The sequence below is a fragment of the Arthrobacter sp. AG1021 genome (genome assembly GCF_003633665.1).
In the GTDB taxonomy this organism is placed as follows: Bacteria; Actinomycetota; Actinomycetes; order Actinomycetales; family Micrococcaceae; genus Glutamicibacter; species Glutamicibacter soli.
In genome coordinates this window covers 564148-581459 of the sequence record NZ_RBLB01000006.1, presented here as the reverse complement: position 1 = coordinate 581459, position 17312 = coordinate 564148, and the positions used below count along the sequence as shown (strand labels likewise).

Below are 17312 nucleotides of genomic sequence, written 5' to 3'. Positions count from 1 at the left end.
TCACTGCGGATTGCTGGCGCGCGCCTACCAGCACAAACCATCGATCCGCGACCCGATCCCCTGGCCGACCAAAGTCGGCCTCACTAAGCTAATAACGAGGGAGCGTTCACGTGGCCGATTCGGCAGCAACGCAAGAATTTGATGTCCTCATCCTCGGCGGTGGATCCGCTGGATACTCGGCAGCATTGCGCGCCATCCAGCTGGGCTACACCGTCGGTCTGATCGAGAAGGAGAAGCTGGGCGGCACCTGCCTGCACACCGGCTGCATCCCGACCAAGGCTTACCTGCATGCCGCAGAACTTGCCGAGAACGCACGTGAGGGTGCCAAGTACGGTATCAACTCCTCGCTGCAGTCGATCGACCTGGCTGGCGTCCGCACCTACAAGGACGGCATCGTCGCCGGCAAGCATAAGGGCCTGCAGGGCCTGCTGAAGATGAAGAAGGTCAACGTTATCACCGGTAACGGCCGCCTCGTCTCGCAGGATTCCATCGATGTTGATGGCACCGTTTACAAGGGCAAGTACATCGTGCTCGCCACCGGTTCCGAGTCCAAGACCTTCGGCCTGGAAATCGGCGGCCGCGTCCTGACCAGCACCGAAGCCCTGAACATGGAAGACCTGCCGAAGAGCGCCATCGTCCTTGGCGGCGGCGTCATCGGCGTCGAGTTCGCCTCGGTCTGGAAGTCCTTCGGCGTGGACGTCACCATCGTCGAGGGCCTGCCGTCGCTGGTTCCGAACGAGGATCCTGCCATCATCAAGAACCTGGAGCGCGCATTCAAGAAGCGCGGCATCAAGTTCAACACCGGTGTCTTCTTCGAAAAGGTCGAGCAGGATGCCAACGGCGTCAAGGTCTCCCTGGCCGACGGCAAGACCCTGGAAGCAGAAATCGTCCTGGTTGCAGTAGGCCGCGGTCCGGTCACCGCGAACCTGGGCTACGAGGAGCAGGGCATCACCATCGATCGCGGTTTCGTGATCACCGATGAGCGCCTGCACACCGGCGTTGGAAACATCTACGCCATCGGCGATATCGTGCCAGGCCTCCAGCTGGCGCACCGCGGCTACCAGCATGGCCGCTTCGTCGCCGAGGAAATCGCCGGCAAGAAGCCGACCATCATCGAGGACATCAACATCCCGAAGGTGACCTACTGCGAGCCAGAGATCGCCTCCGTCGGCTACACGGAGCCCAAGGCCAAGGAGAAGTTCGGCGCCGATTCGATCGAGACCACCGAGTACAACCTGGCCGGCAACGGCAAGTCCTCGATCCTGGGCACCAGCGGCATCATCAAGATGGTCCGTGTCAAGAACGGCCCTATCGTCGGCGTGCACGGCATCGGTGGCCGCATTGGCGAGCAGATCGGCGAAGCACAGCTCATCGTGAACTGGGAAGCCTACCCAGAGGACGTTGCACAGCTGATCCACGCGCACCCGACCCAGAACGAAGCCCTGGGCGAAGCCGCAATGGCTCTGGCCGGCGCTCCTCTGCACGGCTAACAGCGCATCAAGTCATGCGGGCGGCGCAGGTTTCGGCCGCGCCGCCCGCATGGTCTAGGCTCGGAGGCAACGCCTCCTACAAAATTCAAGTTTTATAAACGAGGAGATACGGGAAGATGTCTGAAACCGTAAACCTGCCCGCACTGGGTGAAAGTGTTACCGAAGGTACGGTAACCCGCTGGCTGAAGCAGGTCGGCGACCGCGTAGAGGTCGACGAGCCATTGGTGGAAGTTTCCACCGACAAGGTTGATACCGAGGTTCCTTCGCCTGTTGCCGGAGTCATCGAGGAAATTTTTGTCGCCGAGGACGAGGAAGCCGAAGTCGGCGCTCCCCTGGTCCGCATTGGCGACGGATCGGGTGCCGGCGAGTCTGCTGCCCCTGCTGCTCCTGCCGCCGAAGAGGCATCCGCAGAGGCGCCTGCCGCTGAAGAAGCACCAGCACCTGCCGAGTCTGCTCCTGCGGCTCCTGCCGCTGGCTCCGCTTCCGGCACCGAGGTCACCCTGCCTGCCCTGGGCGAGTCGGTCACCGAGGGTACCGTCACCCGCTGGCTGAAGGAAGTCGGCGAGGAAGTCGCCGTCGACGAGCCGCTGCTGGAAGTTTCCACCGACAAGGTCGACACCGAGGTTCCGTCCCCAGTGGCCGGCACCCTGCTGGAAATCCGCGTTCCGGAAGACGAGACCGCTGAGGTCGGCGCAGTCCTGGCCGTCATCGGTTCGGCAGATGCAGCTCCTGCTGCTCCAGCCGAGCCAGCTCCGGAAGCCAAGGAAGAAGCTCCGGCCACCAAGGAGGAAGCACCGGCTGCCAAGGAAGAAGCTCCGGCCCCCGCTCCTGCAGCCCCGGCCGCTCCGGCACCTGCTGCCGCTCCGGCTCCGGCCGCACCAGCTGCTCCAGCCGCCGAGTCGAACGATTCGGGTTATGTCACCCCACTGGTTCGCCGCCTGGCTAACCAGCACGGCATCGACATCGCCTCGGTCAAGGGCACCGGTGTTGGCGGACGCATCCGCAAGCAGGACGTGCTTGACGCAGTTGCCGCCAAGGAAGCAGCTGCTCCAGCCGCTGCCGCCGCTCCTGCTGCCGCCAAGCCAGCCGCCCCGGCAGTGGAGGCTTCGAGCCTGCGCGGCACCACCGAGAAGGCTCCGCGCATCCGCCAGGTCATCGCCCGCCGCATGCGCGAATCGCTGGACGTTTCGACTCAGCTGACCCAGGTCCACGAGATCGACATGACCCGCATCGTGAAGCTGCGCGGCTCGGCCAAGAGCAACTTCAAGGCAGTCAACGGTGTGAACCTGACCTACCTGCCGTTCATCGCCAAGGCTGTTGCCGAGGCTCTGAAGGCCCACCCGAAGCTGAACGCCGAGTACAACGAAGAGACTCAGCAGATCACCTACCACAATGCCGAGCACCTGGCATTCGCGGTGGATACCGACAAGGGACTGCTGGTTCCTGTGGTTTCCAACGCTGGCGATCTGAACCTTGCTGGTCTGGCCAACAAGATCGCTGATGTCGCTGCCCGTACCCGCAGCAACAAGATCGGTCCGGACGAGCTGTCCGGTGGCACCTTCTCGATCACTAACATCGGTTCGGTTGGCGCCCTGTTCGACACCCCGATCATCAACCAGCCACAGGTTGCCATCCTCGGCACCGGTGCAATCGTCAAGCGCCCAATGGTCGTCACCGACGCCGAGGGTAATGACTCGATTGCGATCCGCCACATGATGTACCTGTGCCTGACCTACGATCACCGTCTGGTAGACGGTGCCGATGCCGGTCGCTTCCTGCAGACCGTCAAGGCACGTCTTGAAGGCGGCGCATTCGAGGGCGATCTGGGCCTGTAAGGCCGGGACGCTTCAGCGCTTCTAGCAAGGGGAAGCTTTCACGTTGGTTCGCCGGCGGTGGAAGCTTCCCCTTGTCGTTTCTACAATGCGTCGAACCTCGACTACTCTGGAGATATGACTTTTGCAATCTCTTTCCTCGTATTCCTGCACATCCTGGGTGCGGCAGCGATCTTCGGCGGCTGGCTGGCCAACTTCAAGACCCCTACTGTCAACGTGTGGCAGTGGTACGGCGCGCTGCTGCAGGTGATCACCGGCCTGGCTCTGGTAGGCATCTACGAAGCGCAGGACGCTGACGTCAACCACATCAAGATCGGTGTGAAGGTCGTCATCGCCCTGGGCATCGCCGTGGCCGCCTTCATCGGCCGCAAAAAGGTCAAGGCAGGCCAAGAAGTCTCCACCGGCATCGCCCACGCAGTCGGTGGGCTGGCACTGGTCAACATTGCCGTCGCAGTGCTCTGGAGCTAATCGCCCAACACGCTGTTGCGTCCGCTCACCGGCCGTTCTCCCTGATTCCTGGGAGAACGGCCGTTTGCAGTTTAACGGGCGCTGATTCTCAGTCGCTGCGACTGAGCACCGTCCCGAGGAACCACTGGCCGTCAACAAGCTCGACCTCGACCTGGATCCGTTCGGGGTCGCCCGCGGCCACCTGGTGCCGCAACGTGCCGGCTGCATCAACGTAGGTATAGGAACTGTGCGTCGAAAGGGCCTGAAGGATCACGGTGTCTGCGGAGCCGCGAGCCTGGATCGAGACATCCTCCAATTTCGTTTCGAGGCCATTGAACCGCAATTTCAGCTTGCGCATCGAGTCCAGGGTTTCACGGTCCCTCTGCAGTTGCTCCGAGTCCTCGACGTAGATTTTTCGCAGCGCCGAGGAATCGCCTGAGTTCATGGCCCGGTCACGCGCGGCGGACAGTGCCAGGAAGCTTGCAATGACTGTATCGGCTTCGAAGGAGCAGGCTGGGACCTCCCCGACGTCCAGGATCCGGCAGCCTGGCGTCTCGCCCGGTACTGCGCCCTGTGCCGCCGGGTCCGGCGGTTGGCCGGGCAACAGGTATTTCACCCCTAGGAAGCTGGCCGCAATCGCGATGCCTCCGATCGCGAGCGCGGCAACGACCTTCGCGCCTCCGGGGGTGCGGCGTAGACGGTGCCCGTGCCAGCTGCCACTATCTCCCGGAATGACGGTGCTGGTCTTTCCTGCTTTCCGACGTGACCCGGCTCGACGGTGTTGCGTCCGTGCCGCCACGTCAGGGTGGATCGTATCCATCAGCTGGTTGCTGTCAGTGTCGATGAACCCTTCCCAGTGGATCGGCGCGGCCGGAATGCTGGAGAACAGCGTCCGGGCGAATTGGTCCGCGGTGGGGCGCTGCAGCGGATCTTCGTCCAACGAGTCGGCCAGGAGCTCCTGGATGATCTCGGGAACGCCGGGAAACTGGACCCTGACCGGCGGGCGGTAATGCGGCTCGTCCGGTGGTTCGCCGTCCAGAAGGTACCAGAGGCAGCTTCCCAGCGCGAAGACGTCCCGGGCGCCGAGCTCCTCCTCCCCTGCGCCTGTGAACGTCTCGGGTGCGATGAATCCGGGCGTCCCGGCGACTTCAGCCGCATCCTGGCTCAAAGAGGCTTCCTGGAAGTCGATGATCTTCGGCATGCCCTGTGCCGTGAGCATGATGTTGGACGGCGAAATGTCCCCGTGCCGCATCCCTGCTGCATGAAGTCCCGCAATGGCCTGGGCGATGGGGGCCAGAGCTGTCACGCATTCGGCGAGCGTGAAGTTCGAGCGCCGAGCCATGAGCGCAGCGAGGCTGCCACCCGGGCAGTACTCCATCAGCAACCCGTCGCCTAGCTGGGTGCTGAGCATGCCGTAAGAATCGACGACATATTTCCTCGCGGCATTGACATTGTGAAGCCTCTGCGATGCCACATTTTCCATAGTCAGACTAAGTTTCAGCACCATATATTGCTGGTCCGACTCTCGTCGAATGAGCCAAACTTTGCATGGTGACTTGGTACTTAAGGGTTTCACTGTCATGTAACCGGGGCACGTTGGCCAGGCCAGCACATTCGTTGATTCATCCATGGTTCCGTTCTACCGAATAATCCCGAATTGCAAATTCGTTATCCACATGTACAGCGGGTGGTGGCGAATTAGCGACCGCCGGTTCAACGGCGTAGGGTAACCCCCATGGCGATCGAATTCGAAAGAGTCGGACTCGGCACAGAATACATTCCGTACATGCAGGCTTGGGACTACCAGATCCAGCTGCATGATGCGGTGGCCGCGGACGAACAAACCCCAAAAGTCCTCTTCCTCGAACATGCAGCCGTTTACACGGCTGGCAAACGAACTGAACCCGAAGATCTTCCCCTCGACGGCACCCCCGTTGTTGACGTTGACCGCGGAGGCAAACTCACCTGGCACGGCCCAGGACAACTCATTGGCTATCCCATCGTCAAGCTGCGCAAGATCAGCGCAATCAGGCTATACGTGGAAACCCTCGAACAAGCGCTGATCAACGTGGTCGACGAGTACGGCATCCCCACCGCGCAGGTGAAGGGACGCTCCGGGGTGTGGGTTCCAGGTGCGGAGGGCGAGCAGGACCGCAAGATCGCCGCCATCGGAATTCGAATCAACCACGGCGTGACCATGCACGGTTTCGCCTTGAATTGCTCGAATGATCTCAACGCCTATGACCAGATCATCCCGTGCGGCATCACGGATGCCGGCGTCACCACGATTTCCAAGGAACTGGGCCGCGAAATCTCCCCCAGCGACGTGGTCGATCGCGTCCAGCAGGAGCTTGAGCGTCTCCTCACCCCTCAAGTCGTCTAGACAACCACTCCCTTCCTTTAGAAAGAGCAGTCAATGAGCATCGAGCCAGAAGGCCGTCGACTACTGCGCGTTGAAAAGCGCAACGCCGCCGTACCCGTGGAGCGCAAGCCCGAGTGGATCAAGGCGAAACTCAACATCGGTCCTGAATACGTGGGGCTGAAAAACCTGGTGCAGTCCGAGGGACTGCACACCGTCTGCGAAGAAGCCGGCTGCCCGAACATCTTCGAGTGCTGGGAAGACCGCGAGGCCTCATTCCTCATCGGCGGTTCCGAGTGCACCCGCCGCTGCGACTTCTGCCAGATCGACACAGGCAAGCCGGCGGCGCTGGACCGCTCCGAGCCGTTCAAGGTCGCCATGAGCGTGAAGAAGATGGACCTGCGCTACGCCACCGTGACTGGAGTCGCCCGCGACGATCTCGAAGACGAGGGTGTCTGGCTGTACGCGGAAACCGTGCGCCGCATCCACCAATTCAACGAAAACACCGGCGTGGAACTGCTGATCCCGGACTTCTCCGGCAAGCCGGAGAACCTGGACGCGATCTGCGACTCTGCTCCGGAGGTCTTCGCGCACAACGTGGAAACCGTGCCGCGCATCTTCAAGCGCATCCGCCCGGCGTTCCGCTACGAGCGCTCTCTGGGCGTCATCACCCATGGCCACCAGCGCGGCATGATCACCAAGTCGAACCTGATCCTGGGCATGGGCGAGACCCGCGAGGAAATCTCGGAGGCCATGCGCGACCTGCACGAGGCTGGCTGCGACCTGCTGACCATTACCCAGTATCTGCGCCCGACCGAACGTCACCTGCCTGTTGACCGCTGGGTGAAGCCGCAGGAATTCCTGGAGCTGCAGCAGGAAGCCGAAGAGCTCGGCTTCGCCGGGGTCATGTCCGGGCCGCTGGTGCGCTCGTCGTACCGGGCCGGGCGACTGTGGGCAGGAGCCATGCGCAAGAAGGGCCGCGAGATCCCCGAGGCGCTCGCGCACATCGAATCCTCCGGCGACACCCGTCAGGAAGCTGCCTCGCTGATCGGAAGCTAGGCAACGCCGCCGGAAATGTCCCGGCCCGAATGGTACACTCCGGACCATTCGGGCCGGGACATCGTGCGTTGGCCCTCCCCCGCAGCCGTACGGGACTGGCAATTTCCCGCACTGGATTAGATCTCATAGATTCATCGCGTAGAATTGAGGCACTATGGCCAAAAACTCCGACAACGACGCTGCCTCGCAATCAAAGCGTGGGCTTTTTTCGCGTAAACCAAAAGCTGAGAAGCAGAACAAAGAGCCCGGTCGCCTAAAGCAGATCGGCCAGGTCTTCCAGATGACCCGCCGCCACGACCCGATGGTCGTCTGGTGGATGGCTCTGGCTGCCTTGGGAATCATCGCCGTGGGCCTGGTCATCGGCTTGCTGATCCGCAACTGGGTCACCATGCTGATCATCTCGATCCCGCTGGCCCTGCTCGCTGCTATGTACATCATGTCCCGCCGCGCCGAGAAGGCCGCCTTCTCGCAGCTGGTCGGACGACCGGGTGCTGTCGGCGCAGCGATGAGCGTACTGCGTCGCGGTTGGATCCTGAAAGAGGAACCGGTTGCCTACAACCGCCACCAGGACCTCGTGTTCATGGCCATTGGCCGCGCCGGCGTGGTGCTGGTCTCCGAAGGCCCCAAGTCCCGCGTGCGCGATCTGGTGATCTCCGAGCGCAAACGAGTCGGCCGCGTACTGCCGAACGTTCCGATCCACGTGATCAACGCCGGCCAGGACGAAGACCAGGTGGCCTTGGAAGACGTCGCCAAGAAGATGAAGAAGCTTCCGAAGTCGATCACCAAGCTTGAGGTCAGCGCAGTCGAGAAGCGTCTGAGCACCCTGACCGCGAATCGCCTGCCGATCCCCAAGGGCATCGACCCGAACCGCGTTCGCCCGAACCGCCGCGCCATGCGAGGCTAGGACCGGATAAAAAGAAACCGCATCGTTCGATGCGGTTTCTTTTTTGTCTTGATTCTGTGCAGCGCCAGGGACCTCGTGCCCGGGCCGAGGGAGCCTGCTCTTGCTAGCGGATGTTGACTAGGATGCTCTTGGCCAGTCGGTCGTGCAGTCCGCGCTGGTCCTTGTCGGCAATCAGTACCGGGATGAAAAGGCAGAGCAGCACCGAGCGAATCAGTCCCTGCAACGGCGTAACCGCAGTGCCGTCCATCGACTGGACCTGCATCCTGAAGACCCGATGGCCGATGGTATGCCCGGTGATGCCTACTCCGATGATCTGGCCCAGACCGAACAGCGCCAACGTTGCCCAGTCGTTCAGGTCGAAAAGCCACCAGCTGAGCAGCATCGACAGCCCCCAGTCGATGCTGATTGCCCCGAGCCGGCGCGGCAGGCGCCCAATCGAGCCGGGGCCCTTCTCCGGACGGCCCATGTGCTCCCCCGGCCAATGCTGGGAATTAAGCTGGGGCGGGCCTTCAAGCCACGAACTAAAGTCTTTGCGTTCCACCCCTCTAGTCTATCCGCGCACCCTGTGTAAACATTTTTCACTGATTTTCCGCACGGATTTGTTTGTTACACCCGTGCTTTCACACTGATCAGAGACGTACGACACGCCCTAACATGTTGTTTGTAACGCGGACGAAACAATAGAGACACCAATAAGAAACGGATCCTAGGTAAGCTTGATGGGTAAGCAAGAGAACAGCTCAGATCATTTCGTGTGATCGTTCCGTTTACCAAACCTAAATCTCACCAGGGAGTAACCTGCACATGTTTAAGAGTCCAGAAGAAGCTTTGGCCTACATTGCCGAAGAGGACGTCAAGTTCGTCGACATTCGATTCACTGACCTTCCAGGTGTCCAGCAGCACTTCAATGTTCCAGCCAAGTCGGTCGACGCGGACTTCTTCGTCAACGGCCAGCTCTTCGATGGTTCCTCCATTCGCGGATTCGCAGGTGTCTCTGATTCCGACATGCAGCTTATCCCGGATGTCAGCACCGCGTTCATCGATCCATTCCGTATCGAGAAGACCCTGGCCATGAACTTCTCGATCATCAACCCCCGCACCGGCGAGCCGTACCACCGCGATCCGCGTGGCGTGGCCGAGCGTGCCGAGGCCTACCTGGAATCGACCGGCATCGCCGACACCGCATTCTTCGCTCCGGAAGCAGAATTCTTCATCTTCGAAGACGTCCGCTACGAGTCCAAGCCGCAGGGTGCGTTCTACAAGATCGACTCTGACGAAGCGCCATGGAACACCGGTCGCAAGGAAGAGGGCGGAAACCAGGGTTACAAGACCCCGTTCAAGGGCGGCTATTTCCCTGTCTCCCCAACCGACAAGCAGGCTGACCTGCGCGATGCCATCTGCGTCGAGCTGGATGCAGCAGGCTTAGAAGTCGAGCGCAGCCACCACGAGGTTGGCGCTGCCGGCCAGGCTGAAATCAACTACAAGTTCAACACCATGGTGCATGCCGCCGATGAACTGATGCTGTTCAAGTACATCGTGAAGAACGTGGCCGATGCCTGGGGCAAGTCCGCAACCTTCATGCCGAAGCCGGTCTTCGGCGACAATGGCTCGGGCATGCACGTGCACCAGTCGCTGTGGAGCAACGGCGATCCGCTGTTCTACGACGAGAAGGGCTACGCCGGCCTGTCCGACACCGCCCGCTGGTACATCGGCGGCCTGCTGAAGCACGCAGATGCGGTGCTTGCCTTCACCAACCCGACCGTGAACTCCTACCGCCGCCTGGTCAAGGGCTTCGAGGCACCGGTCAACATGGTGTACTCGCAGGGCAACCGCTCGGCCGGTATCCGCATCCCGATCACCGGTTCGAACCCGAAGGCAAAGCGCATCGAGTTCCGCGCTCCAGACGCTTCCTCGAACCCGTACCTGGCCTTCGCAGCCCAGCTGATGGCTGGCCTGGATGGCATCAAGAACCGCATCGAGCCTGCAGACCCGATCGACAAGGACCTCTACGAGCTTCCTGCCGAAGAGGCCAAGGACATCCAGCGCGCCCCTGAAACCCTTGAGGAGGCGCTCAAGGCCTTGGAAGCCGACCATGAGTTCCTGCTCGAGGGCGGCGTGTTCACCGAGGACCTGATCCAGACCTGGATCGAGTACAAGCGCGAATACGAAATCAAGCCACTGAGCCTGCGCCCGAACCCATACGAGTTCGAGCTGTACTACGGCTGCTAATCCCCGCCCTGCGGGGTGACAGCACTACGCCGGGTTCCACCAACGGGTGGAACCCGGCGTTGTTTCGTTCCGGGGTACGCTGGCGTCATGGACTTTTCCACCCGGGTCGGCGTGCAGCGCGAAGACGGCGAAACCGTGGGTCATCTCGACCCTGCGGATCCCGACTACAAACTGGTGACCCCGCGCAACGTCCTGGGCCACGCACTGGCGGATGCCTGCGGATACGTGGACGGCGAGCAGCTGCTGGTGGATCGCGGCATCAGCGAGGTGATGACCACCTGGGTGCTGGATGCCGGCTCCCGCGATGCCGCCGAGGTGCTGAACATACTGGAAGTCTCACCCCACGGCATCGTCCTGGCCAATGCGCTGCGCACCAAGGCCCTGCAGCCCACCGAACGCTTCCGCGTGGCTTGGCCGGTCGTGGAACACCGCTAGGCGCCAAGCCAACCCTGAATCAGCGGCGGCTAGTATTCCTGCTTGTCTACCTTGGCGGTCCACGCTTCGAAGGCCCCCAGAGCCGAGGCCAGCTCGACCTTGGTGAACGGGATGCGCCGTTCGCTCATGGGAAGCTCCAGTTCGGTGTAGATGAAGTTGTCGTCGAAGCCGATGTTCGCCGCGTCCTGCCGGTCGTTCGCGTAGTAGACGTGCTTGAATCGCGCCCAGTAGATGGCGCCGAGGCACATGGGGCACGGCTCGCAGCTGGTGTAGAGCTCGCACTGTGACAGGTCGAAGGTTCCCAGAGCCTGTCCGGCCTTGCGGATCACGTTGACCTCCGCGTGGGCCGTCGGATCGGAATCATGCACCACGGTGTTGTATCCGGTGGCAATGACCTTGCCGTCCAGTACCACCACCGCCCCGAACGGGCCGCTGTCGTTGCTTTCCAGCGCCAGTACCGACTGGTCGACCGCTGCCTGCATTAACTGCGGATCCATGTCCTTTTCCCCCTCAAACCATCGGCGCTGCCGGGCAATCCGGGGGCGCCGAACCGAAATTTGGAACTGCCTGCCCAGCCTATCGTCTGATGAGGCGCGGGTGCGAGGGTCGAAATGAAATTCATGGTCTTGCCGCCGTCCCGCCGATGCAGATGCAGGTCAGGACGTGCGCTGGCGCATCACCCGCAGATAGCGCCACCGGATGAACCGCTGCGCTCCGAGCAGCAGCCAGAAGACCGAACGCCAGATCCTGCGGTCCGAAGCGGCCGTGAGCGAGCGGATCTCCAGGAACACCGCTGGCCCCATCCGGCGCAGGATGAAGGCTTCCTCGCCGCAGACCGGGTGTCCCGGCAGGGTCCGATAGGCGAATCCGGCCAGGTTGCCGCATTCAACGACATCCACCACCTCGACGGGTTCGTGGATTGACACCGGTCCCACGGGGACGATGATTAGCGGCTTGGCGCCGCTGCAGACTTTGTCCTGCGTGCTGATGCGAAATCCGCTGCGGGTTTTCACTTCCCAACGCAGCAGCGCTGCCGCCGACTGCTCCCAGAACGCGTTGCCCGAGCCGAGGTAGACTTGGCGCCTCCACACACGCCAGCCTCCGGGCTCCGGGCTCCAGCGCTCCTCGCGGATCTGCGTCCGGGACATCAAGGCTAGTCTTCGAAGCCGTAGAACAGCTGCTCGAACAACGCCCGGGAGTGCCGGGTGGCGCGCAGGTAGTCTTCTTCCAGTTCCATGCCGGTGTTCGCCTCGTAGCCGCACCAGCGGGCCACGGCTTCCATGTCCCTCGCGGAACCGGGCAGCACGTCGCTGGAACGACCCGAGGTGATGATCTCGGCGGAACGGATGCGGGTGGCCAGGCGCCAGGCGATGTCCAGCACCTCGGCCTGCTCTTCCGTGATGATTTCCAAGGCCGCCAGCTGGTCCAGCGCGACGAGCGTGGACGGCGTGCGCAGCTCATGGTGTTTCCAGGCGTAGCGCAGCTGATAGAACTGCACCAGCCATTCGACGTCGGACAGCGATCCCCGGCCGAGTTTCAGATGCCGGTTCGGATCCGCTCCGCGCGGCAGCCGTTCTGCCTCTACGCGCGCCTTGATCTTGCGGATCTCCTTGATCTCCGCCTCGTCCAGGCCGCGGCCGTAGCGGATCGGCTCGATCAGCTCCATGAAGTCCTGACCCAGCTGCTCGTCGCCGGCGAACGGCCGGGCGCGCTGCAGCGCCTGCCGTTCCCAGACTTCCACCCAGCGCTCATAATAGGCGGCATAGGAATCGAAGGAGCGCACCAGAGCGCCCTGGCGCCCCTCGGGGCGCAGGTCCGAGTCGATCTTCAACTTCACCTCGGCCGGGATGGCCGGCTTCAACGGCTTGGAGCTCCACGACATCAGCTCGGTGACCACACGCGAGGCCTGCTCCTGGGCCTGCTGGTCGGTCGCGCCTGCAACCGGGCGCTGGACATAGAGCACGTCCGCGTCGGAGCCGTAGCCGATCTCCTGCCCGCCTTGGCGGCCCATGGCGATCACCGCGATGCGCGCCTGCTCCCCGTGAACCGCCTGGTCGGCGGCCAGCAGCACGGTGAGGATCCCGTCGATCATGACCCCGTCGATGTCCGACAGGGCCCGGCCCACCTGGTCCACCCGCAGCAGGCCCGCGCCGTCGGCGAGCGCGACGCGCAGGATCTCGCGGCGGCGCACGAGCCTGATCTGCCGGATGGCGGCTTCGGGTGCCTTGGTGCGCTGGATGATGGAGGTGTTCTGCTGCGCCAGGCTTTCTCGGCTCAGCGGCATCAACGAGCTGTCGGTGCCCAGCCAGGCGGCGGCGGCCGGCTCATTGGCCAGCAGGTCGGTGAGGAAGCGCGTATTGGACAGCAGGTGGCTCAGGCGCTCGGCGGCGGCGTTGGTGTCGCGCAGCATGCCCAGGAACCAGTGGGTCTTGCCCAGGGACTCGCTGAGGCGGCGGAAGCCGAGCAGCCCGGCGTCCGGGTCGACGCCGCGGGCGAACCAGTCAAGCAACACCGGCAGCAGCTGGCGTTGCAGGGCCGCGCGGCGGGAGACTCCCCCGGTAAGCGCCTCGATGTGGCGCATCGCGGCCTTGGGGTCCAGATAGCCCAGGGCGCGCAGCCGGGCCTGCGCGGATTCCGCGGTGAGCCGGACGTCGTCCGCCGAGAGATTGGAGCTGCTGACGAGCAGCGGGCGGTAGAAGATGCGTTCGTGCAGCGAGCGGACCAGGCGCTTGGTTTCGTTCCAGCGGCGCAGCAGCTTTTCCGGGCTGGTGGCTTGCAGGTCCCCGGCGCCGCGGATGGCGCGGGCCAGCACGCGCTGGGCGTTTTCGTTGCGCGGCATCAGGTGCGTGCGGCGCAGCTGGCTGAGCTGGATGCGGTGCTCCAGCAGGCGCAGGAAACGGTAGGAGCCATCGAAGTTGGTTGCGTCCTCGCGGCCGATGTAGCCGGTCTCGCTCATCGCGTGGATGGCCTGGGTGGTGGTGGGCACCTGGATGGAAGGCTCCACCCGTCCGTGGACCAGCTGCAGCAGCTGCACGGTGAACTCCACGTCGCGCAGCCCGCCCGGGCCCAGCTTGATCTGCCAGGGCACGTCGTCCTTGGAGATGTTGTCGCTCACCCGCCGGCGCATGGCCTGCACGGATTCCACGAATCCGTCGCGTTCGGAGCTGGACCAGACCATGGGCGAGACCATGCGCTCGTAGGCTGCGCCCAGGTCCTTGTCGCCGGCGATGGCGCGGGCCTTGAGCAGCGCCTGGAACTCCCATGAGTGCGCCCAGCGCCGGTAATAGGCCTCATGCGAGGACAGGGTGCGGGTCAGCGCGCCGTCCTTGCCTTCGGGGCGAAGGTTGGCGTCCACTTCCCAGAGCATCGGCTCGGGGCCGGGAACCATCAGCGCGCGGGCGGCGTTGCCGCACAGCACCGTGGCGACGGCGCCGGCCAGATCTTCCTCGATGCCCGGCAGCGAACCATGCACGTAGATCACGTCCACGTCGGAGATGTAGTTCAGCTCGCGGGCGCCGCACTTGCCCATACCGATCACGGCCAGCTTCACCTGGTCGACCTGTTCGGGGGTGTACTGTTCGCCGGCTTCGGCGCGGGCCACGGCCAGGGCGCCTTCCAGGGCTGCCGCGGCCATGTCAGCCAGTTCGGCGGCGACCTGCGGCATGACCCATTGCGGCTGGGCCGATCCCAGATCGCGGTAGGCCAGCGAGAGCAACGCCAGCCGGTAGCTGACGCGCAGCTTCTGACGCGCCTCGGCCCCCGTGCACGAGGCGACCCAGTGGCCGTTCGGAGTCTGCACCGCGCCGACCGCTGCAAGCATGTCGTTGCGCAGCTGGTCTGCGGGCACATTGGTGAAGCTGGTGGACGGTGCCTGCGCAACGACCTGCAGCGCCTCCTCGCATCGGATCAGGAATTCGCCCAGTGCCGCGGAACTGCCCAGCAGCCGGATCAGCGCCTGGCAGCTCTCGGCCTGCAGGAAGATCTCCGCCGCCTGCGGGTGGCGGTCCACCAAGCGCAGGGCAAGCAGCAGGGCTTGGTCGGGGTCCGGCGCGTGCGCCATCATCTTCACGATCAGTTCCGGGTCCAAGGTGGACAGTTCCGTGGAATCGAGGAACTTCTTGGCCCGTTCAACGTCGGAGAACCCGGCGTTGATCAGGGATCGCGAGGAAATTTCTGTCATGGCGTGAACGTCGGCTCCTGACTGTGTGACGCGCGTCGGCGCGCCGGGGTCCTCCTAGAGGATCCCCAGGTATTTATCCAGCTCGTACGGGGTGATGATCTGTCGGTACTCTTCCCATTCGGCGCGCTTGTTGGCCAAGAACGAGTTGAACACCTGCTCGCCGAGGATCTCGGCCATGAGCTCGGACTCCTCCATGGCGCGCAGGGCGTCATGCAGGCTGCCCGGCAACGGCACGTGGCCCGAAGCCCGGCGCTCGGCGGTGGACAGGCTCCAGACGTCGTCCTCGGTCGGGTCTTCCAGCTCGTAGCCTTCGCGAATGCCCTTCAGGCCGGCGCCCAGCAGGCAGGCGTAGGCGAGGTACGGGTTGGCGGCTGAATCGATGCCGCGGTACTCCACACGCGCGCTTTGGCCCTTGCCCGGCTTGTACAGCGGCACGCGCACCAGGGCGGAGCGGTTGTTGTGCCCCCATGACCGGTGGCTCGGGGCTTCTCCCCCGCCCCACAGGCGCTTGTAGGAGTTCACGAACTGGTTGGTGATCGCGGTCATTTCCTGCGCATGGTGCAGGATGCCGGCAATGAACGACCTGGCGACGTCGGAGAGCTGGTACTCGCGGCCGGCCTCGAAGAATGCGTTGACATCGCCTTCGAACAAGGAGAAGTGGGTGTGCATGCCGCTGCCCGGATGCTCGGCGAAGGGCTTGGGCATGAAGGTGGCGTGGATGCCCTTCTGCATGGCCATTTCCTTGATGACGGTGCGGAAGGTCATGATGTTGTCCGCAGTCTGCAGGGCATCGGCGTAGCGCAGGTCGATTTCGTTCTGGCCCGGTCCGGTCTCGTGGTGGGAGAACTCCACCGAGATGCCCAGGGCTTCGAGCGTGGTGACCGAGGCGCGGCGGAAGTCCTGGCCGACGCCGTCCGGCACATGGTCGAAGTACCCGCCGTTGTCAATCGGCTGCGGACGCCCTTCGGCATCCAGCTCGGAGTTCTTCAACAGGTAGAACTCGATCTCCGGGTGGGTGTAGCAGGTGAAGCCCATATTGGCCGCTTCGGTGAGCTGGCGCTTGAGCACCTGGCGCGGGTCGGCGTTCGAGGGCTGGCCTTCGGGGGTGAGGATGTCGCAGAACATGCGGGAGGTCGGCTCGACCTCACCGCGCCACGGAAGCAGCTGGAAGGTGGCCGGATCGGGTTGCAGGAGCATGTCTGATTCGGAGATCCGGGACAGGCCGTCGATCGAGGAACCGTCGAAGCCAAGACCTTCTTCAAAGGCGTCCTCGACTTCTGCGGGTGCCAGCGCCACAGATTTCAGTGAACCAACCACATCGGTAAACCACATGCGCACAAATCGAACGTCACGTTCTTCAATGGTGCGCAGCACGAATTCCTGCTGACGATCCATATTCCACCGCCTTATAAATGCTAGAGTCCGGCGCCCATCAGGCCCGTAGTTATGTTGACCTGTTGCAAGACTATAACGTTTCGACCTCTTTAGCCGTGCAAGCACCGCCTGCGCCAAGTGCGATAAAGTCGTTTCATGCCTCAACCATACGTAGCGAACCCTGAAAAAGGCCCGTCCCGCATCCGGGTTCACCATCTACAGCAAGCCAAAGAACAAGGCGAAAAATTCGCCATGTTAACCGCATATGACGTCATGATGGCCGAAATTTTCGATGAAGCGGGAATCGAGGTCCTGCTCGTGGGCGATTCAGCCGCCAACACCGTCATCGGTTACGAATCCACGCTTCCCATCAGCATCGATGAAATGATCATCTTCACCAAGGCCGTTGCCAACGGAAGCAAGCGCGCCATGGTTGTCGCCGACCTCCCGTTCGGCAGCTACGAGCAGTCCCCTGCCCAGGCCGTGGACACCGCTGTCCGTCTGATGAAGGAGGGACATGCGCACGCCGTGAAGATGGAAGGCACCGCCGCCTACGCCGACCACGTGCGCGCCATGGTCCTGGCCGGGGTTCCGGTCATCGGGCACATCGGCTTCACCCCGCAGTCCGAGCACGCCCTGGGCGGCTACCGCATCCAGGGCCGCGGCGACGCCGTGGAGGGCATGAAAGCCGATGCGCTGGCCCTGCAGGACGCCGGCGCGTTCTGCATCCTGATGGAAATGGTTCCGAGCCCTGCCGCCAAGCTGATCGACGAGGCACTGGTGGTGCCGACCATCGGCATCGGCGCCGGGGCCTCGACCACCGGCCAGGTGCTGGTCTGGCAGGATATGCTGGGACTGGGGGGACGCCGCACCCCGAAGTTCGTCAAGAAGTACGCCGATTTGCGCACGACGGTCTCCGAGGCGGTCAGCGCCTACCACCAGGACGTCTTGGCCGGCACCTTCCCGTCGGCCGAGTACGAGTTCGACAAGTAGCGTTTCGTCG

At 63.2% G+C, this 17312-nt stretch carries 14 protein-coding genes and 1 pseudogene; 9 read left to right on the top strand and 6 right to left on the bottom strand.

The window, feature by feature from the left end; all coding sequences use genetic code 11:
- The first annotated feature begins 110 nt into the window (after window positions 1-110).
- From lpdA to DFO58_RS02905, 3 genes are all read left to right on the top strand, one after another.
- Window positions 111-1490 (top strand): dihydrolipoyl dehydrogenase, encoded by a 1380-nt coding sequence (gene lpdA / locus DFO58_RS02915; RefSeq protein WP_047119460.1) that lies wholly within the window; start codon window positions 111-113, stop codon window positions 1488-1490.
- Window positions 1491-1606: 116 nt separating this feature from the next.
- A complete protein-coding gene (gene sucB, locus DFO58_RS02910; protein ID WP_047119461.1) occupies window positions 1607-3325 on the top strand; it encodes a 2-oxoglutarate dehydrogenase, E2 component, dihydrolipoamide succinyltransferase in 1719 nt (572 codons plus the stop codon).
- Between the two features lie 114 nt (window positions 3326-3439).
- Window positions 3440-3790 (top strand): hypothetical protein, encoded by a 351-nt coding sequence (locus DFO58_RS02905; RefSeq protein WP_047119462.1) that lies wholly within the window; start codon window positions 3440-3442, stop codon window positions 3788-3790.
- 88 nt (window positions 3791-3878) lie between these two features.
- Here DFO58_RS02905 and DFO58_RS02900 read toward each other — a convergent pair whose 3' ends face one another.
- Window positions 3879-5252 (bottom strand): protein kinase, encoded by a 1374-nt coding sequence (locus tag DFO58_RS02900; protein WP_286163493.1) that lies wholly within the window; start codon window positions 5250-5252, stop codon window positions 3879-3881.
- Window positions 5253-5501: 249 nt separating this feature from the next.
- On the opposite strand from DFO58_RS02900, the pseudogene lipB reads away from it, so the two are divergent.
- From lipB to DFO58_RS02885, 3 genes and pseudogenes are all read left to right on the top strand, one after another.
- Window positions 5502-6152 (top strand): annotated as a pseudogene (gene lipB / locus DFO58_RS02895) (lipoyl(octanoyl) transferase LipB); the annotation flags it as partial.
- Window positions 6153-6185: 33 nt separating this feature from the next.
- Complete coding sequence (gene lipA / locus DFO58_RS02890; protein ID WP_053798379.1) at window positions 6186-7187, top strand: lipoyl synthase; 1002 nt, start codon at window positions 6186-6188, stop codon at window positions 7185-7187.
- Window positions 7188-7341: 154 nt separating this feature from the next.
- On the top strand, window positions 7342-8091 hold the full coding sequence (locus tag DFO58_RS02885; RefSeq protein WP_047119467.1) for a DUF4191 domain-containing protein: 750 nt from the start codon (window positions 7342-7344) through the stop codon (window positions 8089-8091).
- 103 nt (window positions 8092-8194) lie between these two features.
- On the opposite strand, the gene DFO58_RS02880 is transcribed toward DFO58_RS02885, so the two are convergent.
- Window positions 8195-8632 carry an RDD family protein gene (locus DFO58_RS02880; RefSeq protein WP_047119468.1) on the bottom strand — a complete coding sequence of 146 codons (438 nt, stop codon included), beginning with the start codon at window positions 8630-8632 and terminating at the stop codon, window positions 8195-8197.
- A gap of 263 nt (window positions 8633-8895) precedes the next feature.
- Between DFO58_RS02880 and glnA (DFO58_RS02875) the strand changes: the two genes are divergently transcribed.
- Window positions 8896-10320, top strand: a complete 1425-nt coding sequence (gene glnA, locus DFO58_RS02875; protein ID WP_047119469.1) for a type I glutamate--ammonia ligase — start codon at window positions 8896-8898, stop codon at window positions 10318-10320.
- Between the two features lie 87 nt (window positions 10321-10407).
- A complete protein-coding gene (locus DFO58_RS02870; protein WP_120989242.1) occupies window positions 10408-10755 on the top strand; it encodes a hypothetical protein in 348 nt (115 codons plus the stop codon).
- Between the two features lie 29 nt (window positions 10756-10784).
- Here the strand turns inward: DFO58_RS02870 and DFO58_RS02865 are convergent, their stop codons facing one another.
- The 4 genes from DFO58_RS02865 to glnA (DFO58_RS02850) all read right to left on the bottom strand — a co-directional run bounded on the left by DFO58_RS02865 (window position 10785) and on the right by glnA (DFO58_RS02850) (window position 16330).
- Window positions 10785-11252 carry a nucleoside deaminase gene (locus DFO58_RS02865; RefSeq protein WP_047119471.1) on the bottom strand — a complete coding sequence of 156 codons (468 nt, stop codon included), beginning with the start codon at window positions 11250-11252 and terminating at the stop codon, window positions 10785-10787.
- Between the two features lie 159 nt (window positions 11253-11411).
- Window positions 11412-11903 carry a DUF1990 family protein gene (locus tag DFO58_RS02860; protein WP_120989529.1) on the bottom strand — a complete coding sequence of 164 codons (492 nt, stop codon included), beginning with the start codon at window positions 11901-11903 and terminating at the stop codon, window positions 11412-11414.
- Between the two features lie 5 nt (window positions 11904-11908).
- Window positions 11909-14935, bottom strand: a complete 3027-nt coding sequence (locus tag DFO58_RS02855) for a bifunctional [glutamine synthetase] adenylyltransferase/[glutamine synthetase]-adenylyl-L-tyrosine phosphorylase (RefSeq protein ID WP_120989241.1) — start codon at window positions 14933-14935, stop codon at window positions 11909-11911.
- 54 nt (window positions 14936-14989) lie between these two features.
- Window positions 14990-16330, bottom strand: coding sequence for a type I glutamate--ammonia ligase (glnA, locus tag DFO58_RS02850; protein WP_053798385.1), 1341 nt, complete (start codon window positions 16328-16330; stop codon window positions 14990-14992).
- Window positions 16331-16465: 135 nt separating this feature from the next.
- Here glnA (DFO58_RS02850) and panB point away from each other — a divergent pair, with 135 nt between their 5' ends.
- Window positions 16466-17302 (top strand): 3-methyl-2-oxobutanoate hydroxymethyltransferase, encoded by an 837-nt coding sequence (gene panB / locus DFO58_RS02845; RefSeq protein ID WP_120989240.1) that lies wholly within the window; start codon window positions 16466-16468, stop codon window positions 17300-17302.
- The last annotated feature ends 10 nt before the right edge of the window (window positions 17303-17312 follow it).